This is a genomic window from Candidatus Nanopelagicales bacterium (assembly GCA_030700225.1).
Taxonomy (GTDB): Bacteria; Actinomycetota; Actinomycetes; order S36-B12.
Map to the genome: position 1 here is coordinate 58,748 of JAUYJT010000017.1, position 17,891 is coordinate 76,638.

At 66.0% G+C, this 17,891-nt stretch carries 14 protein-coding genes and 1 pseudogene; 14 read left to right on the plus strand and 1 reads right to left on the minus strand.

From position 1 onward, the window contains the following. The first annotated feature begins 13 nt into the window (after positions 1–13). The 13 genes and pseudogenes from Q8P38_02150 (at position 14) to Q8P38_02210 (ending at position 13,156) form a co-directional block, all read left to right on the plus strand. Entirely contained in the window at positions 14–841 is an 828-nt protein-coding gene (locus Q8P38_02150) for a hypothetical protein (protein MDP4013414.1), read from the plus strand. Beyond that, complete coding sequence (locus Q8P38_02155; protein ID MDP4013415.1) at positions 834–1,772, plus strand: dihydroorotate dehydrogenase; 939 nt, start codon at positions 834–836, stop codon at positions 1,770–1,772. Before Q8P38_02150 ends, Q8P38_02155 begins: the two co-directional genes overlap by 8 nt. Beyond that, positions 1,769–2,473 (plus strand): orotidine-5'-phosphate decarboxylase, encoded by a 705-nt coding sequence (gene pyrF, locus Q8P38_02160; protein MDP4013416.1) that lies wholly within the window; start codon positions 1,769–1,771, stop codon positions 2,471–2,473. Before Q8P38_02155 ends, pyrF begins: the two co-directional genes overlap by 4 nt. Then, entirely contained in the window at positions 2,470–2,799 is a 330-nt protein-coding gene (gene mihF / locus Q8P38_02165) for an integration host factor, actinobacterial type (GenBank protein ID MDP4013417.1), read from the plus strand. The genes pyrF and mihF overlap by 4 nt, the downstream gene beginning before the upstream one ends. Then, positions 2,796–3,362 (plus strand): guanylate kinase, encoded by a 567-nt coding sequence (gene gmk, locus Q8P38_02170; GenBank protein ID MDP4013418.1) that lies wholly within the window; start codon positions 2,796–2,798, stop codon positions 3,360–3,362. Before mihF ends, gmk begins: the two co-directional genes overlap by 4 nt. 76 nt (positions 3,363–3,438) lie before the next feature. Then, positions 3,439–3,669: pseudogene (gene rpoZ, locus Q8P38_02175) on the plus strand (DNA-directed RNA polymerase subunit omega). Between the two features lie 153 nt (positions 3,670–3,822). Then, complete coding sequence (coaBC, locus tag Q8P38_02180) at positions 3,823–5,031, plus strand: bifunctional phosphopantothenoylcysteine decarboxylase/phosphopantothenate--cysteine ligase CoaBC (protein ID MDP4013419.1); 1,209 nt, start codon at positions 3,823–3,825, stop codon at positions 5,029–5,031. Between the two features lie 88 nt (positions 5,032–5,119). After that, positions 5,120–6,313, plus strand: a complete 1,194-nt coding sequence (gene metK / locus Q8P38_02185) for a methionine adenosyltransferase (GenBank protein ID MDP4013420.1) — start codon at positions 5,120–5,122, stop codon at positions 6,311–6,313. A gap of 80 nt (positions 6,314–6,393) precedes the next feature. After that, entirely contained in the window at positions 6,394–8,400 is a 2,007-nt protein-coding gene (locus Q8P38_02190) for a primosome assembly protein PriA (GenBank protein ID MDP4013421.1), read from the plus strand. Positions 8,401–8,476: 76 nt separating this feature from the next. Beyond that, positions 8,477–9,022 carry a peptide deformylase gene (gene def, locus Q8P38_02195; GenBank protein MDP4013422.1) on the plus strand — a complete coding sequence of 182 codons (546 nt, stop codon included), beginning with the start codon at positions 8,477–8,479 and terminating at the stop codon, positions 9,020–9,022. Between the two features lie 4 nt (positions 9,023–9,026). Beyond that, positions 9,027–9,956: a methionyl-tRNA formyltransferase gene (fmt, locus tag Q8P38_02200; protein MDP4013423.1), complete on the plus strand. Its 930-nt coding sequence runs from the start codon at positions 9,027–9,029 to the stop codon at positions 9,954–9,956. Beyond that, positions 9,953–11,404: a transcription antitermination factor NusB gene (locus tag Q8P38_02205; protein ID MDP4013424.1), complete on the plus strand. Its 1,452-nt coding sequence runs from the start codon at positions 9,953–9,955 to the stop codon at positions 11,402–11,404. Before fmt ends, Q8P38_02205 begins: the two co-directional genes overlap by 4 nt. 186 nt (positions 11,405–11,590) lie before the next feature. Beyond that, a complete protein-coding gene (locus Q8P38_02210) occupies positions 11,591–13,156 on the plus strand; it encodes a DUF222 domain-containing protein (protein ID MDP4013425.1) in 1,566 nt (521 codons plus the stop codon). Positions 13,157–13,232: 76 nt separating this feature from the next. Here Q8P38_02210 and Q8P38_02215 read toward each other — a convergent pair whose 3' ends face one another. Beyond that, complete coding sequence (locus tag Q8P38_02215; GenBank protein ID MDP4013426.1) at positions 13,233–14,333, minus strand: Fic family protein; 1,101 nt, start codon at positions 14,331–14,333, stop codon at positions 13,233–13,235. Positions 14,334–14,514: 181 nt separating this feature from the next. Between Q8P38_02215 and Q8P38_02220 the strand changes: the two genes are divergently transcribed. Then, a partial coding sequence (locus Q8P38_02220; protein ID MDP4013427.1) for a DEAD/DEAH box helicase family protein occupies positions 14,515–17,891 on the plus strand: 3,377 nt, incomplete at its 3' end.

Here is a 17,891-nt window from a genome sequence, read left to right on the forward strand (position 1 = left end):
GGAGGCCACGGTGATGGCGACTCGCCGATCCGGACGGCATGCCGTGGTGACCTTGTCGGCGCCGGGGATCGCCGATCAGGTGCGCGCGGGACAGTACGCCGCTGTAGCGGTGGGCGGTCAGAATCCGTCAACGTTGCTGCGCCGGGCCATGTGGATCGCCGAATCGGCCCCGACCGGCAGGCAGGGCGGCGTGATAGAGGTCGTAGCTGACGCCGAGGAAACTGGTGGCGCATGGCTCGCCGAGCAGCCGCGCGGGGCTCCGGTCGACGTGATCGCACCGCTCGGACGGCCCTTCTCCGCGCCTGTGGAGCCCGCGGTATGTCTATTGATCGGAATCGAAACCTCGGCTGCCGCGCTGCTGCGTCTGGGAGCCTTGCTCACTTCCCGCGGGAGCCACGTCGATTACCTGCTGCTGGGGGAACCGACGCGGGTGTACGGGGCACTCGAGGCGCGCCGACTGGGGAGTTCGCTGCGGTCTGAGGCGATCCCGACGGGTGTGAACCATAGGCGGGCCAGGATCGCGGATGTGGTCTCGGCGGCCCTGAGCGACGCTGATATCGATGTCGTGTACAGCGCGGGTCCGGCCCCTGACGTCGCGGCAGTGGCTGACGTGGTCGCGGCGAGGGGGCTTCCGCACCAGACAGCGCTTTCGCGAGTGACAGCGTGCGGATCGGGCGTATGCGCTGCCTGCGCGGTGCCGGTAGTGGGAACCGATGGCATCACGCGCGTCGTGCGGGCCTGCACCGAAGGCCCGGTCTTCGACGCCGATCGCGTGCTCTGGCAGGATCTGGCGCCGCCCCAGGGTGCCTGGAAGTCGCCGGAACGGGACCCACATGACTGACCTGACGTGCGAAATCGCTGGTCTGGCACTGCGGTCGCCAGTTCTGGCCGCCTCGGGTTGCGCCGGGACAGGCCGGGAATTGGCGAAGTTCGAGCCACTGGATTCCTTCGGGGCCGTCATCACAAGAAGCGTGACGCTGCAAGCGCGAGCCGGCCGACCCACGCCGCGCCTGGTGGAGACGCCCAGCGGACTGCTCAACGCGATCGGCATCCCTGGTCCTGGGATCGATGGATTCCTGGCCGATGAGTTGCCGTGGCTTGTGGATCACGGCGCCACCGTGGTTGCTTCGATCGCAGCCGGAGATGCGGCCGATTACGGGCGACTGGCTCAAAGACTCCGCCAGGTGCGCGACATCGCGGGCATAGAAGTCAATCTGTCCAGTCCTTTGGTGCCGCGAGGCCGTTTGCCGTTCTCCGCCGAGCCAGGTCCCGCCGCGGCTGTAGTCCAGGCCGTGCGCCGGAGCACTTCCTCCAGCGTTCCGGTCTTCGCCAAGTTGTCCGGTGATGTGGGGGACGTAGTCGCCGTGGGTCGTGCGTGCGTCCAAGCCGGAGCCGACGGGTTGTCCCTGATCAACGCCATGAGGGCCATGTCGGTTGATGTGGACCTGACGCGCCCGGCCCTGGGCAGCGGAAGCGGCGGCCTTTCAGGCCCGGCCATCCGGCCCGTCGCGCTTCGTGCTGTTTGGGAAACCGCCCGCGAGTTGCCGAAGACGCCGATTGTGGCGAGTGGCGGAATTCGTTCGGGCAGGGATGCGCTGGAGATGCTCCTCGCGGGCGCCTCAGCCGTGGCGCTGGGTTCGGTGCTGATCGCCGACCCTTCGGCTGGGCGGCGCGTGAGCGCTGAGCTGGCGGAGTTGATGGACTCCCGTGGTGCGAAGTCGATCGGTGAACTCATCGGTTTGGCTCACTTGGGCTGGGAGGTGGATTCGTGAGTAGCCCAGAACCCGAGCGGAAGGCGCCCATCGCGGTCGCCTTGGACACGTCATCTCTTCCGCTGGCGTGTCAGTGGGCCCTTCAGGTCGCGCCGTTCGTGAGGGCAGTGAAGGTCGGGCTTGAACTCTATCTTCGGCACGGGACGCCAGGCGTCGCGATGATCCGGGAGGCGGCACCTGACTGCCTGCTGTTCCTGGATCTGAAGCTGCACGACATCCCGGCAACAGTGGCTGGCGCGGCTCGCAGTGTCGCTGGTCTTGAGCCGGACTACCTGACTGTGCACGCCTCGGGCGGGGCCTCGATGGTGACCGCGGCCGCTGAGGCTCTTCCCAAGACTCGCGTAGCAGCGGTCACAGTCCTGACTTCCTTGAGTCCAGCCGACCTGATGGCTCTGGGATTGGGCCAGACTCCCGAGCATCTAGCGGTCGCGTGGGCACAGATGGCCGTGGCGGCTGGGGCCCGGGCGGTGGTGTCTTCGCCGCGAGAGGTACGCGCCTTGCGAGAGAGGCTGGGAGCTGGACCGCAGTTGGTGACGCCAGGAGTTCGGCCTCATGGCTCCGGAGCAGATGATCAGCGCCGGGTCTCGACCCCGGAAAGCGCGCTGGCCGCTGGAGCGGACCTTCTGGTGATCGGGCGACCGATCACCGGGGCGTCAGACGTAGGGGCTGCGGCCGCCGCGATCGCAGCGAGCGTGTCGTGAAGCGGCCGCCGACGCTGACCCCTGAGCAGCGAGCCGCCGGACGCCAGGCAGCCTTGCGGTCGCGCGCGATCCGGTCAGAAGTCAAGGAGCGCTTGAAGAGCGGTCACCTCACGCTCGCTGAATTGGTCCAGATGGCGCGGACGACTTCGCCGCACGGCGATGCCGTGTCCAAGCTCCGGGTTGATGAGGTCCTTCTCAGTCTGCCTCGCGTAGGCCCGGTGTTGGCTGATCGGATACTGGTCTCGGCGGATGTTATTGGAGCCAGACGGATCAGCGCGCTCGGTCATCACCAGGTAGCTCGCCTACTCGCGGAGGTGACTGAATGAGCGCGTCGTGCGGGCGAGGTCGGTTGCTCGTTGTCAGTGGTCCGTCCGGTGTCGGCAAGGGTCGCGTTGTCGCCGAGATGCTGAGGCGACGGCCGGACTTGTGGCTGTCTGTTTCCACTACTACCCGGGCACCACGCGTCGGGGAAGTCCCTGGGCGCGACTACGAATTCGTGGACGAGGCGGAGTTCACCCGAGCTGTCGAATCGGCCGAAATGATGGAGTGGGCCGAGTACGCGGGAAGGCGGTACGGAACCCGGCGCGCGGGCGTGGAGCAGCGCCTCGAGTCGGGACAGTCCGTCGTGCTTGAGATCGACGTCGAGGGTGCCAGACAGATCAAGGCGGACCATCCTGATGCCTTGCTGGTGTTCATCGCGCCCCCGGACTTTGACGAATTGCGGCGTCGGCTCATTGGTCGAGGGACCGAGTCCGAAGTGGACGTGGACCGCCGAATGACCCGGGCGCGGGAGGAGATGGGGTTCGTCGGGCCGCCGTGGCAGGTCGTGGTGAACGACGAAATCTCGGTTTGCTCTGAACAGTTGCTACAGTTGTTGAGCCCACAGTGAGCGCGGCGGCTGGGCGCCGAGCTTCTCCGGGCTTCCTGGTCGCCACACCGGCCAACCATCGAAAGGTGTCTTGCGAATGAGTTTCCGCGCCGAAGGGATCACGCATCCGTCGATTGACGAGCTGTTGGAAACCACCGAATCCAAGTTCTCACTCGTCATCTACGCGGCCCGCAGAGCTCGGCAAATCACTGGGTACTACTCGCAAATGGGGGAGTACCTGCTGGAGTACGTCGGGCCACTGGTGGAGCACTACCCGCAGGAGAAGCCGATGAGCATCGCACTGCGCGAGATTCATGAGGGCCTGGTGGTCGCCACGAGCGAAGACCCCCCCGACCCGACCAGCGCGGCCCCCTCGCTTGAGAGCGTCGAGGTTGTTGAGGCGGCGCCGTCGTCCGCCGACGAGGCGGTCGTGGAAGGTTCGCCGGACTTGCCCGCGTAGGCGAGTCCAGAGGCGCGACCAATGGGGAACCGGGGTCGCATCGTGCTCGGCGTTGGAGCCGGGATCGCGGCGTACAAGGCGTGCTCGCTACTTCGGCTGCTGACAGAAGGCGGCTACGACGTTGAGGTTTTGCCCACTCGGGATTCTTTGAGGTTCGTGGGCGCGGCGACTTGGGCGGCCCTTTCCGGCAAGCCCGTTCGGGAGTCGTTGTGGGATGGCGTCCACGAGGTGCCGCATGTGGAGATCGGACGGTGGGCGGACTTGGTTGTGATCGCGCCCGCTACGGCGAATCTCCTGTCGAAGGCGGCCGCGGGGGTTGCGGATGACTTGCTCACTTCAACGTTGCTGACGGCCAGGTGTCCCATCGTGATGGCCCCTGCGATGCACACGGAGATGTGGGAACACCCGGCCACGGTGGCGAACGTGAAGGTCCTTCGGGAAAGAGGCTGTGTCGTCTTGGACCCCGCGATCGGGCGCCTGACTGGCGTGGATTCTGGCCCGGGGCGCCTACCGGAGCCGGAATCGCTGTTCGAGACATGTCGGGCCGCGTTGAGAGCGGGCGCTGGTGCGGACCTGGCTGGGCGTGTTGTAGTCGTGTCGGCCGGAGGAACGCGTGAACCGGTGGACCCCGTGCGCTTTCTGGGGAACCGGTCAAGCGGTCGTCAGGGGTATGCGCTGGCGGCGGCGGCCTTGGCGCGCGGCGCTCAAGTGAGCCTTGTGTCAGCCAATGTCGCGTTGGTCCCGCCGGCCGGGGCGACTCTGATCCAAGTGGAATCGGCCGAGGAAATGCGCGAGGCGGTGCTGGGCGCGGCGCTGAGCGCGGACGCGGTAGTGATGGCGGCTGCCGTCGCGGACTTCCGGCCAGCCGTCCCAGCGGCGGTGAAGATCAAGAAGGCCGCCGGGGCGATTTCGGCGATCGAGCTGACTCGGAACGCCGACATCTTGTCCGAGCTCGTCCAGAGACGGCGTGACCAGCAGGTCTTGGTCGGATTCGCCGCCGAGACCGGCGCCCCGGGGCGCACCGTATTGGATCTGGCGCGCGAGAAGCTCGCGGACAAGGTGTGCGATCTGCTCGTCGTCAACGACGTGTCTGAAGGCAAGGTATTCGGCCAAGCCGACAACGAGGTTGTCATCCTCGGCGCTGACGGTTCTGTCGCTGAGACGATCTCGGGCAGCAAGGTGGACGTCGCCCACAGAATCTGGGATCAAGTAGTGGAAGTTCTGAGCTAGACCCCGCTCCCGTGACGCCAGGTCGGGCGGCCGAGCGGTCGCAAGTACACTGCGATTCAGTGTCGGGGGCCGGTGGGGAAGGAACAACATGAGCAAGCGCCTGTTCACGTCCGAGTCCGTAACTGAGGGGCACCCGGACAAGATGGCGGATCAGATCAGCGACGCGATCCTTGATGACCTGATCAGTCAGGACCGGGGAAGTCGCGTAGCAGTTGAGACTCTGCTGACGACCGGGCAGGTTCATGTGGCTGGCGAGGTCACTACCAATGGTTTCGCGGACGTCAACGAGATCGTGCGACGCGTCGTCCTGGACATTGGGTACGACTCATCGGTCAAGGGTTTCTGCGGTGAGTCATGCGGCGTGTCGGTGTCGATCGGCAAGCAGTCCGCTGACATCGCCCAAGGCGTGGATGACGCGTACGAGGAGCGGATCGGACGCAGCGGGGATCCGCTGGACCTTCAGGGCGCGGGCGATCAGGGGATGATGTTTGGCTACGCCTGCCGCGACACGGACACGCTGATGCCTCTGCCGATCTCGATGGCGCATTCCATGGCGCAGGCCCTGGCGCGAGCGCGCCACGACGGCGTGATTCCATACCTTCGTCCCGACGGCAAGACACAGGTGACGATCGAGTACGACGGCGACAGGCCTGTGCGCGTAGCCACTGTGGTCGTGTCATCGCAGCACGCGAAGGGCATCAGCCTGGAGGACATGCTGGGCCCGGACATCCGAAAGCACGTAGTCGAGTCGGTCCTGAATGACTACGAGATCGACTCGTCCGACTACCGGCTGTTGGTCAATCCGACCGGGAAGTTCGAAGTTGGCGGACCCATGGGCGATGCCGGCTTGACGGGACGCAAGATCATCGTTGACACCTATGGAGGGATGGCCCGCCACGGTGGAGGAGCGTTCTCTGGCAAGGACCCCTCGAAGGTCGACCGGTCGGCCGCGTACGCGATGCGGTGGGTCGCGAAGAACGTTGTCGCAGCTGGGCTGGCGGACAGGTGCGAAGTTCAGGTCTCGTTCGCGATCGGCAAGGCACATCCGCTCGGCCTTTTCGTGGAGACCTTCGGGACTGAGAAGGTCCCGACTGAACAAATCGCCGACGGCGTGCTGAAAGTCTTCGACCTTAGGCCAGCGGCGATCATCAGGGATCTAGACCTCTTACGCCCCATCTACAGGTCCACTGCCTCGTACGGCCACTTCGGCAGGGAACTGCCTGACTTCACGTGGGAGGACACGGGCCGCGCGGATGAGCTAGCCAGAGCGGTTGCGGGCTGATTCGATCCGAGGCTGCTGGGCAGCTGCCGCTGATCGGACCTAGGGGCGGCCTGCGGCCGCGGCCGAGGCGGAGTCCTGTCGTGCCTGAGTCCGCGGGCAAATCGGGCGCGGGCCGGATACCTGGGCAGGACGTCGCGCGTGTTCTGGTGGACACGTCACTGCCACACATGGACCGGCTCTTCGACTACAGCGTGCCGGAGGATCTCGACAAAGCGGCATCCCCCGGTGCGCGCGTCAGGGTGCGGCTTGGCCCGCGTACACACGATGGATTCGTCATCTCGCGCTGCCATGGGTCCGATCACGGCTCGCGCCTCCGGCCGATCGATTCTGTCGTGTCACCGGTTCCGGTTCTGACTCCAGAGGTCGCCGACCTCTCCAGGATGGTCGCCGATCACTACGCGGGATCGATGTTCGACGTCGTGCGGCTGGCGGTACCACCTAGGCACGCGGGAGCCGAGCGCGCTTGGCCCGAAATGGAGCTGGCCCCGGCGGACCCCACGCGCGCTGTGCCCGACCCGGACCGGCTGCGAGCTTGGAGCGCCTACCCTGCGGGAGCCGCGTTCGCCGCCCACGTGGCCGACGGCGAGCCAGCGCGGGCGGTGTGGTCCTGCGCACCCGCTGGTCGCTGGACCGTGGCCCTTGCTGGGCTGGTTACCCAAGTCGCGGGTGCGGGTGGCGGGGTCGTCGTTGTGTTGCCGGACCGAACAGATGTGGAGGACCTGGTATCCGCGATCGGACCGGAAATCCCTGAGCCCTGGCTGTCGGTGTTGCGCGCTGACGTTGGCCCAGCGGCCCGCTACAGGGAGTTCCTGCGCGTCTTGTCAGGCCAGGCGCGCGTAGTCATAGGCACGCGCGCGGCGTCATTCGCCCCGGTGGCGAACCTGAGGCTGGCGGCTATATGGGACGACGCGGACCCGAGTCATTGCGAGATGCGGGCGCCATACCCTCACGCCCGAGAGGTGCTGGCGCTGCGAAGTCGCCTCACTGGTTGCGCGCTCCTGGTCGGGGGCTACCACCGGACTTGCGAGGCCCAGCAGTGGGTAGAGACTGGGTGGGCTCACGAGGTGAATCCAGATGTGAGCGAGACGCGTCGCCTTCGGCCCACGGTCACGGCGCTTGGCGCCGCGGGGCCAGTCGAGGCGGTCCGCCGGATCCCCTCAGGGGCCGCGGCCGCGCTCCGGGAAGGGCTGGAGTCCGGCCCTGTCCTGGTGGTGACAGCGCGACGAGGTTATGTGCCAGTCACGGCCTGCCAACAGTGCCGAGAGCTGGCTCAATGCCCCAAGTGCGGTGGGACTCTGACGATCACCGAAGGGCCTGACGTCGAGCCCGGTCACTCCAGGATCCGGTGCGCTGCCTGCGAGTCGCCCGGTCAGGACTGGACATGTCCGGAGTGCGGGGGGACGAAGCTGAGGGCGGTGCGAGTCGGCGCGCTGAGAACCGCTGAGGAGCTGGGCCGGATGTTCCCAGGCCTTCCCGTGATCATCAGCACAGGCGAACGGCCGACCAGGCAGGCTGAGGACCGGCCGGCTCTGGTCGTCGCCACTTCTGGCGTCGAGCCGGTAGCTGAGAACGGGTACGCCGCCGCTGCTTTCCTCGACGCTCGGTTGGACTTGCGGCGCCCAGACGTCCGGGCGTCGGAGCAGGCTCTCCACCGGTGGATGAACGCATGCGCGCTGCTTCGTCCCGGCGCGAAAGTGATGATTGTTGCGGACAGCGACGAACCCTGCGTTCAGGCGCTGATCCGGTGGGACCCGGCAGGCTTCGCGGCGGCGGAACTGGAGCGCCGCGCGGAGCTGGCTATGCCGCCAGCGGTGCCCATGGTCCGATTCGACGGGACCGAGCAGGACTTGCGCACGGTGGCGGAAGCCATGGGCGGCATTGATGGAATCAGGGTCCGCGGTCCGCGCCCGGTAGCGGATGAGTTCCCCAGGACCAGAGCCGCCGAACCCACGACTCAGTACAGGCTGCTGGTGTCCTGGGCGGATGCGGGCTTGGCAGGCGAAGCGCGGCGGCTAGTAGTGGCGATGAGCTCCGCCCATCGCGGTGGCGCGATCAGGGTCCAGGTGGATCCGTTCGTCATCGAATGACTCGCTGTCGCCCTGACCGACTACCCTTGACGTGGGCCCAAAGCAGCGGCCCTGTGCGAGCAGCCGGAGCGTGAGCGTGACCATCGACCCAATCAGACTGTTCCCGGATCCAGTCCTGCGCGCCCCGGCGTTGCCTGTGGAGACCTTCGACAAGGAGCTGCGCAAGCTGGTCAAGGACTTGACCGACACGATGCTGGACGCCCCTGGAGCCGGGTTAGCGGCACCGCAAATCGGCGTGAGCTTGCGTGTCTTCACGTGGTACGTGGACGGCGAGGTCGGGCATCTGGTCAACCCGTCGCTGGACTTGTCCGAGGAGCTCCAGGAGGGCGAGGAAGGTTGCCTGTCATTACCTGGGATCGTGGCGGAAACGCGGCGGGCGCTGCGGGTCGTGGCGAAGGGCTTCGACCAGCATGGGGAGCCCGTTGCTGTGGAGGGTAGCGAGCTGCTGGCGCGTGCTCTGCAACATGAGGTCGATCACCTGGACGGCATCTTGTTCATCGATCGGCTCGATCCCGAGCAGCGCAAAGCTGCGATGCGGGCGATCCGCGAGGCGGACTGGTTCGGTCACACTGCCCCCGAGATCCGCCAAAGCCCGCACCCAGTGTCCGCCCGCTGGCTGTGACTGGATGAGGGTCGTCTTCGCGGGAACTCCCAAGGTCGCTGTGCCTTCGCTGAGGCTGCTGCTGGACTCAGAGCACGACGTGATCGCCGTCATCACCCGGCCTGACGCGCCAGCGGGGCGTGGAAGGCAACTTGTTGCTTGCCCTGTCGCGGAAGTGGCCAAGGATGCTGGAGTTCGGTTGCTTCAGCCGGTCAAGGCCAGCGATCCTGAATTCCTCCAGAGCCTGCGGGATCTGAGCCCGGACGCTTGTGCCGTCGTGGCATACGGGGCTCTGATCCCTGAGGCCGCGCTATCGATTCCCCGGCGCGGTTGGGTGAACCTGCATTTCTCGCTCCTGCCGGCTTGGCGTGGCGCCGCTCCCGTTCAGCACGCGATCTGGCGCGGCGATGAGGTCACCGGGGCTACGACGTTCATCATCGAGTCTGGCCTTGACACGGGGCCCGTGCTGGGCACGCTGGCCGAGACGATCAGGCCCGATGACACAGCGGGGGATCTGCTCGATCGACTGGCCGAGAGCGGCGCGCACTTGTTGGCGGGTTCCCTTGACGCCATAGCCGAAGGTCGGGCGCACGCCATTCCGCAACCCAGCGACGGTGTGTCGCAGGCGCCCAAACTCACCGTCGATGACGCGCGGATCGACTGGCGTCATCCAGCCCGGGCTATTGAGCGCCAGATTCGCGCGTGCACGCCGTCACCGGGTGCGTGGACGATTCTGGCCGAGCAGCGTGTGAAGGTTTTCCCAATCACCGTGACTGACGATGACATCGGTCTCGCGCCGGGCGAGCTACTCCGCGCGGGCAAGAACGTGTGGCTCGTTGGAACCGCGACGACGCCAGTTGCGCTCGGGGATGTCCAGCCGCAGGGCAAGCGCAGGATGGGGGCCTCTGATTGGGCGCGGGGCGCGAGGCTTGAACCCGGCGAGATTCTGTCGTGAACGAACCGAGTCGCCGCCCGCGGGGGCACCGGCGCCCTTCGACCGGCGCATCGAAGGGCACACCCCACGATCAGGATCGCGCCTCCGCGATCGACGAGCCGCGGAAGGTCGCCTACAAGCTGCTGCGAGCCGTCGACGAGGACGGAGCGTATGCGAACCTCGCCCTGCCCGGCCTTCTGTCAAGTCACGGGCTGACCGGCCGCGATGCTGCCTTCGCGACCGAGTTGGCCTTCGGCACTCTGCGATGGCAGGGGTTGTATGACGTGATCATCCGCGAGGCGACCGGGCGCCGATTGTCGGAGCTTGAACCCCGCGTGGTCGACGTTCTGCGCCTTGGTTGCCATCAGATCCAGGCCATGGCGGTGCCGGACTACGCGGCGGTTTCGGCTTCGGTGTCGCTAGCCCGGGGGATCAGCAGTTCTGGCCCCTCCAGGCTCGTGAACGCTGTTCTCAGGCGAGTGGCTTCGCGATCTCGTGATGAATGGGTGGCGCTACTGGCTCCAGATTCGACCCTGGACCCGGTCGGGCACTTGTCGGTGGCGCTGTCTCATCCGGGCTGGATCACCCGAGCGCTGCGCGACGCGCTGGCTGGAGCTGGCCTGGGGGATTTTGACACGCTGACGCAGCTGCTGGCGACTGACAATCAGCCATCGTCAGTCATGTTGGTCGCGCGCCCCGGGCGCATCTCGGCGACCGCACTTGCCGAACAGTCGGGGGGATCCGCAGGACGCTGGTCACCATGGGCGGTGCTGTCGCCGGGGGGGAATCCGGGGGATCTGGCCGCGGTTCGCACCGGGCTGGCGGGCGTCCAGGACGAGGGCAGCCAGATGGCGGCGCTCGCGTTCTCGCGACTCGCGCCTCAGAGCGACGATGACTCGTGGTTGGACATGTGCGCTGGCCCTGGCGGCAAGACAGCCGTGCTCGCTGGATTGGCGGCGGAACATGCGGCGACGGTGACGGCGGTCGAGCTGCATCCGCACCGCGCGGAGCTGGTGCGGGCTGCTGTCGCGGGAGGACCTGGAACGGTCCACGTGGAGACGGCTGACGCGACGATCCGTGGCTGGAATCCGGGTAGGCACTCTCGCGTACTACTCGACGCTCCCTGCACCGGACTCGGAGTCCTGCGACGCCGACCGGAACTTCGATGGCGACGCAAACCCGCGGACGTTGCCACGCTGGCGTCCTTGCAGCGCCGACTCCTGACGGCGGCGTTGACCGCCGTTGCTCCAGGCGGGCTCGCTCTCTACGTGACGTGTTCACCGCACGTGGCTGAGACTGACGCTGTGGTGGCTGACGTCGTCCGCGATGTTGGCGGGTGTGAGCAGGAGGATGCTCGCGAGTTGCTGGCTGACGTGCCCGACCTGGGTCCGGGCCCTGCCGCGCGCCTGTGGCCGCACATACACGGGACCGACGGCATGTTCATCGCGGTGATTCGGCGCCATCGGTGACGCTGGCCCCGGTGCCCGGCGCCCGTCAGCGATCGACCCGCAGTGGTTGCTAAGAACGCAAATTCCGGGCCGGTAGCGACTCCCCCAGAGGGGGGACCCCCCTAACGGGCAGATCCCGCGGCGCGGTGTGCCGGGGGAGCGTGTCGTTGGGTGGGGTTGTCGGGGGGGTCGATTAGTATCGGACACATGTTCGATGGTGTTGGTTCCTCGCCTCTTGACCCGGCGGCCGGGTCGAGTGTTTTCGCCGCGCCTGTGGCCGACGCGTCGAGCCTGGCGGAGGTGGCTACGGCGCGGGATCTGCGCTCGTGGTGGCTGCGGAATCGACCAGGTTGGGTGGACGCGGGCTGGTATGAGGCACCGATCCGCCCCGGGGTTCTCGATTTGTTGACTTTGCCGGCGGGTCCGGCCCTGGTGGAGGCGTTGACCGCTCTTGGGTGGGGGCCGTGCCCAGCGGATCACAGCGGTGAACAAATGCCTGGGGATCCACCTCTGGGGCTTCCTGGTTCGCCGTGCGCGTGTCAGGTTGTGCTCTTGGCCGCTTGGGAGGCTGTGGCTTCGTGGGTGTCAGCTCAACAAGCCCATGGCCTGGTGACCGCGGCGGGACCCGAACCGGTCATCGTGCCGCCTGTGGGTGCGGCGCCTGAGATTACTGACCCGGCTCGTGAAGAGATCGCGGCGGCGTTGCATTTGTCCCCTGGTAGCGCGGCGAATCGCATCCACGCGGCGCGGGAGTTGACCTCTCACCCCGATCTGTTGGGTTTGGTGTCGCGGGGACAGTTACCGGGATTGTCGGCGCGGCTGCTTTTGGCGGATGTGGCGAATCTGGACGTTGAGGCCGCCTTGGAGGTGACCGCCGCTGTGGCTGGGCGGGTCCAGAAGCGGTGGCTGGCTGGTTCCCGGGTGTGGACTTGCGCGGAGGTGCGCCGCACCGCCAAGGGGATCAAACACAATCTCGCGCCGCCTCTGCTGGAGGAGGCCCGCTTGAGGGCACGCCAGGACCGCCGCGTTGAGTTACGCGACGAACAAGACGGCATGTGTGAACTACTCGCCCTACTACCCCAGGAGGAAGGCGGCAGGATCTGGCGGCGCCTGACCGCGATCGCCAAAGGCATGTCCAGTGACGGCACAGGGCGTCGCATCGATCAAATCCGCGCCGACACCCTCACCGACCTAATCCTGAACAACCCCACAGGCGCCGCCACTGGCGCCGCAGGTTCCGCCGCCGCCACTGGTGTTGAGGTGAACGTCGTCGTCGGTTTGGACACGCTACTGGGGCTGGCCGAGGACCCGGGCGAGGTCACTGGTTTGGGTCCTGTCCCGGCCCAGGTGGCGCGTGAACTGGCCGCCGACGGAAAGTGGAGGGCCTGGGTCAGGGATGCGGCGTCGTCGACGGTGATCTCCACTAGCTCCACGACGTATACCCCGGGTGCGGCGTTGGCTCGGCTGGTTCGGGCCCGCGAACCGTATTGCCGCCATCCTGGGTGTCGCCGCCAGTCCCAGGCTTGCGATCTTGATCACGCCGTCCCATGGCCCAAGGGAGCTACCACAGCGCAGAACCTGGGGCCGTTGTGCCGGAGGCATCACAACATCAAATCGCACCACGGATGGAACCTAGACCCGGGCCTTGACCCCGACCCTGGCCCAGACCCCAAGACCGGGCAAGACTCCGAAGCAGCAGCGGCCGGCTGGACATGGCGAACACCAGCCGGAATCACCATCACCGACAAACCCCCACCGCCACTACGGGAGTAGCGCCACTACTGGAGTAGCCGGGGCGAGTGCCCAAGGCCGCGCGCCTGGATCGCCCGTTCCGAACCGGCTTGGACGCCTAGGCGGGAACGTCCTCTCGCCGGACCAGCAGGTCGAGGTATTCCTGGTTGAGGAAGAGCCGATCTCGACCAGCCTTGATCTTGACTAGTGCGCCTTCGCGGGCGAGGGCGTCCAGCCAGGAAGATGCTGTTTGACGTGTCACGTGGCATGCGTCAGTGACGTCACCTATCCGAGAGTAAGGCTGGGAGAAGAGCACTCGCAGAAAGTCGATGTTGCTCATTCCTTTGGCAGCAGTCTCGAATCGCGCGTGGAAGTCTGCTTGGAGGTCGCGGATCGCCAGAACCTTGCGCGTTGTCGACTCGGCTGACTGGCGCACCGCTTCGATCATGTAGAGGTTCCAGGCCTCCCATTCCTGGTGTGCCGTAACGCCGTCGAGCAGCGAGTAGTAGTCGTTCTTGTGCTCGATCACATACCTCGACAAGTACAGGATTGGGAGGCGCAGCAGACCCCAACTGTTCAAGATCAGCATGTTGATGATGCGACCCGTGCGCCCGTTGCCGTCGGAGAATGGGTGGATCGCCTCGAACTGGTAGTGCGCTGTGGCCATTTTCACGATCGGGTCAAGGCCGTCGCGGGCGTGGATGAATCTCTCCCAGTTGGCGAGCATGTGGTGGATCACTTCGGCGCCTTCTGGCGGCGAGTAGATGATGTCACCGGCTGCTGGGTTCGCGATTCGCGTGCCGGGCAGGGTCCGCACGTCGGTGGCGATTCCCCTGATGTGTGAGCACACTTCGGCAGCGGTCCTCGCGGTGAGGGTTCTTCGCGTCATGCTCTCGAAGCCGAAACGTAGGGCGGTGCGGTACCGAAGAGTCTCCTTCACGGCCGGATCGACCTGGCCGTCGCGTACCTGGGCGGCCTTGAACAGCGCGTCGGCGGTTGTCACGATGTTCTCGATCTCCGATGAGGCCTGCGCCTCCAGCAGCGGGATCGTGTTGATCAGAACGGTCGGGTCGGGCATCAGATCGGTGGCCTGGTCGAGTCGCGCGAGCTGCACGCGTGCCTCGGTGACTGCCTTGAGAACGCGAGTTGTCTCCAAAGCGGTCAAATCCGGCGGCAGCGCGGGCAACTCGTTGTATGGGCGCTCACGGTTCCAGGTCATGCACCCGAATATACGTCAAAGAACAGCTGACTATCTGACATGTTGCGAGGATGTGGACAATCACTTGACATGCCACGATGGATCCGCCGGTCGGGCGCGGCATGTCGGAATGGCGATCGTCGGCACGCAGCGACGATGATCTCGCCATGACCGCACGTTCTCCGACAGGGTTGGACGCCACATGAAGCCCGACGAGTTCGCGTTCGAGTCTGAGGTCGCCGCCTGGCTAGCAGAACATGGCGGGTACGAATCTCCGAAGTTCGGCAACGTCCCTGACGCAGACTTCCGTCCGGCCCTTGGCTTGGACACAGCCGATCTGTTCACGTTCATCGGCGCCACGCAGATCGACGCCTGGGACCGACTCGTCAAGCTCTACGGGAGTGATCCGGACACGGCGCAACGCTCCTTCGCCGAGCGCCTCGCCAAGCAACTCGATCAACGGGGAACCGTTGACGTGCTCAGGCACGGCGTAGTTGATCATGGGGTGACGATTCAGCTGGCGTACTTCCGCCCGGCGCATGGACTGACTCCTGAGTTGACACACCGGTACGAGGCGAATCGACTGGTAGTGACCCGGCAGCTCCGGTTCGCGGAGGGTTCGACCGAGACGGTGGATCTGTGCCTGTCCGTGAACGGCCTGCCGGTGGCGACGGCCGAGCTGAAGAACCCGCTGACAGGCCAGAACATCGACAACGCCAAACGGCAGTACCGGGACGACCGCGATCCGAGGAACACCACGCTCGCGCGCAGGGCCGTGGTCCACTTCGCCGTGGACACCGAGGCGGTGGCGATCACGACAAGGCTGTCGGGCGGGACCACGAGGTTCCTGCCGTTCAACAAGGGCACCGGTCTTGGCGCCGGCAACCCCGGCAACCCACACGGGCACCGAAGCTCCTACTTGTGGGAGCAGGTGTGGGAGCGCGATGCCTGGCTGGATCTGCTGGCCCGCTTTGTCCATGTCCGCAAGCCCGAGGAGAAGGGGGGCCGCGCCGAAGTCGTGTTCCCCCGCTTCCACCAGTGGGACGCGGTCCGCGAACTGGAGGCCGCGGCGCGGGCCGACGGTCCAGGCCACGACTACCTCGTGGAGCATTCCGCGGGGTCCGGCAAGTCGAACACGATCGCGTGGCTGGCGCACCGGCTGTCGTCTCTACATGACGCCGCCGACGCGAAGGTCTTCGACAAGGTCGTCGTAATCACCGACCGACGGGTGCTCGACAAGCAGCTCCAGGACACGATCTACCAGTTCGAGCACGCCCGCGGTGTCGTCGAGAAGATCGACATCGATTCGGCTCAGCTCTCCGAGGCGCTGGCCGGGCACCAAGCCCGGATCATCATCACGACACTCCAGAAGTTCCCGTTCGTACTTGAGAAGGGTGTGGAGCTGCCAGATCGCCGGTACGCGGTGATCGTCGACGAGGCGCATTCCTCGCAGACCGGGGAGGCCGCCAAGGACCTAAAGCTGGTCCTCGGTACTGGTCCAGAGCAGCAACTGTCCGCTGCCGAAGCAGAGGAACTCGCGCTGACACCGGAGCCGATCGACGACGTGGAGGACGCGCTGGCACTCGCTGCGGCCGCGCGTTCGCGGCAGCCGAACCTCTCGTTCTTCGCCTTCACGGCAACCCCCAAGGCGCGCACTCTGGAGTTGTTCGGAATTCTGAATCCGGCGACCGGAAAGCACGAGCCGTTCCACCTGTACTCGATGCGTCAAGCGATCGAAGAGGGATTCATCCTCGACGTCCTGGCCCAGTACGTCACCTACAAGACGTTCTGGAACATCGAGAAGACCACACCCGACGATCCGGAATACGACCCGGCGAAGGCGAGAACGGCGATCGCCCGGTTCGTCAGCCTGCATGATCACAACCTGGCCCAGAAGGCGGAAGTGATTATCGAGCACTTCCGTCAGAAGGTCGCGCGACGCATCGGCGGGCGCGCCAAAGCGATCGTCGTCACCGCCTCCCGCCTTCACGCCGTGCGCTACCAGCAGGCTCTGCGCAAGTACGTCACCGAGCACGGCTACGACATCGGGATCCTGGTGGCCTTCTCCGGCAAGGTGATCGACGGCGGCGCCGACCGGACCGAGGCGAACATGAACGCCTTCCCGGAGTCCCAGACCGCCGACAAGTTCGCCACCGACCAGTGGCAGGTCCTGGTCGTGGCGGAGAAGTACCAGACGGGGTTCGATCAGCCTCTGCTGTGCGCGATGTACGTCGACAAGGCGCTCACTGGACTCAACGCCGTCCAGACTCTGTCGCGACTGAACCGGATCCATCCCCTCAAGCGCCAGGACGACGTCTTCGTGCTCGACTTCCGCAACGAGGCCGAGGACATCCGGACCGCGTTCGAACCCTGGTACGGCAAGACAGTCGCCCCGCCCACCGACCCGAATCTGCTGTACGACACCCGCCACCAACTCGACGCGTTCGATGTGCTGCGGCCCGAAGAGTCCGAAGGGGCGGTCGCGCTGATCGTCGGCACTGGGAGGGCCGGTGACCACGCCCGCATCCACGCCGCCCTCAGTCCGGCGGTCGACCGATTCTGGGCGCTCTCGAAGGACGATCAGGAGGCGTTCCGCGACGCGCTCAATCGGTTCGTGCGCACATACTCATTCCTCAGCCAGGTGGTGGCATTCACTGACGCGAAACTTGAGCGCGACTACATCTGTGCCAAGGCCCTCTCGGCCTTCCTCAAGGCGCCCGCATACGCCGGGGTCGATCTCGGCAGCGAAGTCGAACTGACCTACCTGAGGATGGATGAGACGTTCACCGGCTCGGTCTCGCTCACCGCCAGGGAGGGTGAAGTCTCCACGATCTTCGCCGGGACCGGGCCGCAGCGCGATCCATCGGAAGAACCCCTGTCACAGATCATTCACAGGCTCAACGAGCGCTTCGGCACAGCCTTCGACCCCGCCGACCGGGTCTTCTTCGACGCGATAGCCGAGAAGCTCGTCAGGCGCCCCGATATCCAGCGGTCCGCGGCCGCGAACACCAAGGCTAACTTCGGGCTCGACCTCGACAAGGCTTTCAACACTGGAGTGCTCGACCAGCTCACCGTCTCCGAGGACATGGCGATGAAGTACCTGGACAACTCCGAACTGCAGGACATGGTCCTGGCGGCCTACCTGCCGATGATCTACAACAAGGCCCGGGTCGCGCACCAGGAACACTGTCCAATCGGTGAGCTGATCAACTCCGGGCAGGAATCCGCAACCCTTGAGTACAAGGCCACTTTGCGCACGCACGCCGACGGCGGTTCCGTGTCCAAGCCGCTGGAAGCCGCCTGCCTGAAGACTGTTGCCGCGTTCCTGAATTCCCGCGACGGCGGCACACTGCTGATCGGCGTCAATGACGACGGCACGATCCAGGGGCTTGGCGCCGATTACGACAGTCTGCGCAAGCCCGGCCGCGATGACCGCGACGCCTTTCAGCAGCACCTGGCCAACGTCATCGCCGCATCCATGGGGACGGCAGCCGCCTCCAACGTCACGATCCGCATCCACGCCATCAACGGCGATGACATCGCCCGCGTCCACGTCCGCCCAAGCAGCTTCCCCGTCGA

Coding starts and splice junctions, on each gene's coding strand:
- Q8P38_02150 (MDP4013414.1), top strand. CDS start 14: ATGGCGACTCGCCGATCCGGACGGCATGCCGTGGTGACCTTGTCGGCG.
- Q8P38_02155 (MDP4013415.1), top strand. CDS start 834: ATGACTGACCTGACGTGCGAAATCGCTGGTCTGGCACTGCGGTCGCCA.
- gmk (MDP4013418.1), top strand. CDS start 2,796: ATGAGCGCGTCGTGCGGGCGAGGTCGGTTGCTCGTTGTCAGTGGTCCG.
- coaBC (MDP4013419.1), top strand. CDS start 3,823: ATGGGGAACCGGGGTCGCATCGTGCTCGGCGTTGGAGCCGGGATCGCG.
- metK (MDP4013420.1), top strand. CDS start 5,120: ATGAGCAAGCGCCTGTTCACGTCCGAGTCCGTAACTGAGGGGCACCCG.
- fmt (MDP4013423.1), top strand. CDS start 9,027: ATGAGGGTCGTCTTCGCGGGAACTCCCAAGGTCGCTGTGCCTTCGCTG.
- Q8P38_02210 (MDP4013425.1), top strand. CDS start 11,591: ATGTTCGATGGTGTTGGTTCCTCGCCTCTTGACCCGGCGGCCGGGTCG.
- Q8P38_02215 (MDP4013426.1), bottom strand. CDS start 14,333: ATGACCTGGAACCGTGAGCGCCCATACAACGAGTTGCCCGCGCTGCCG.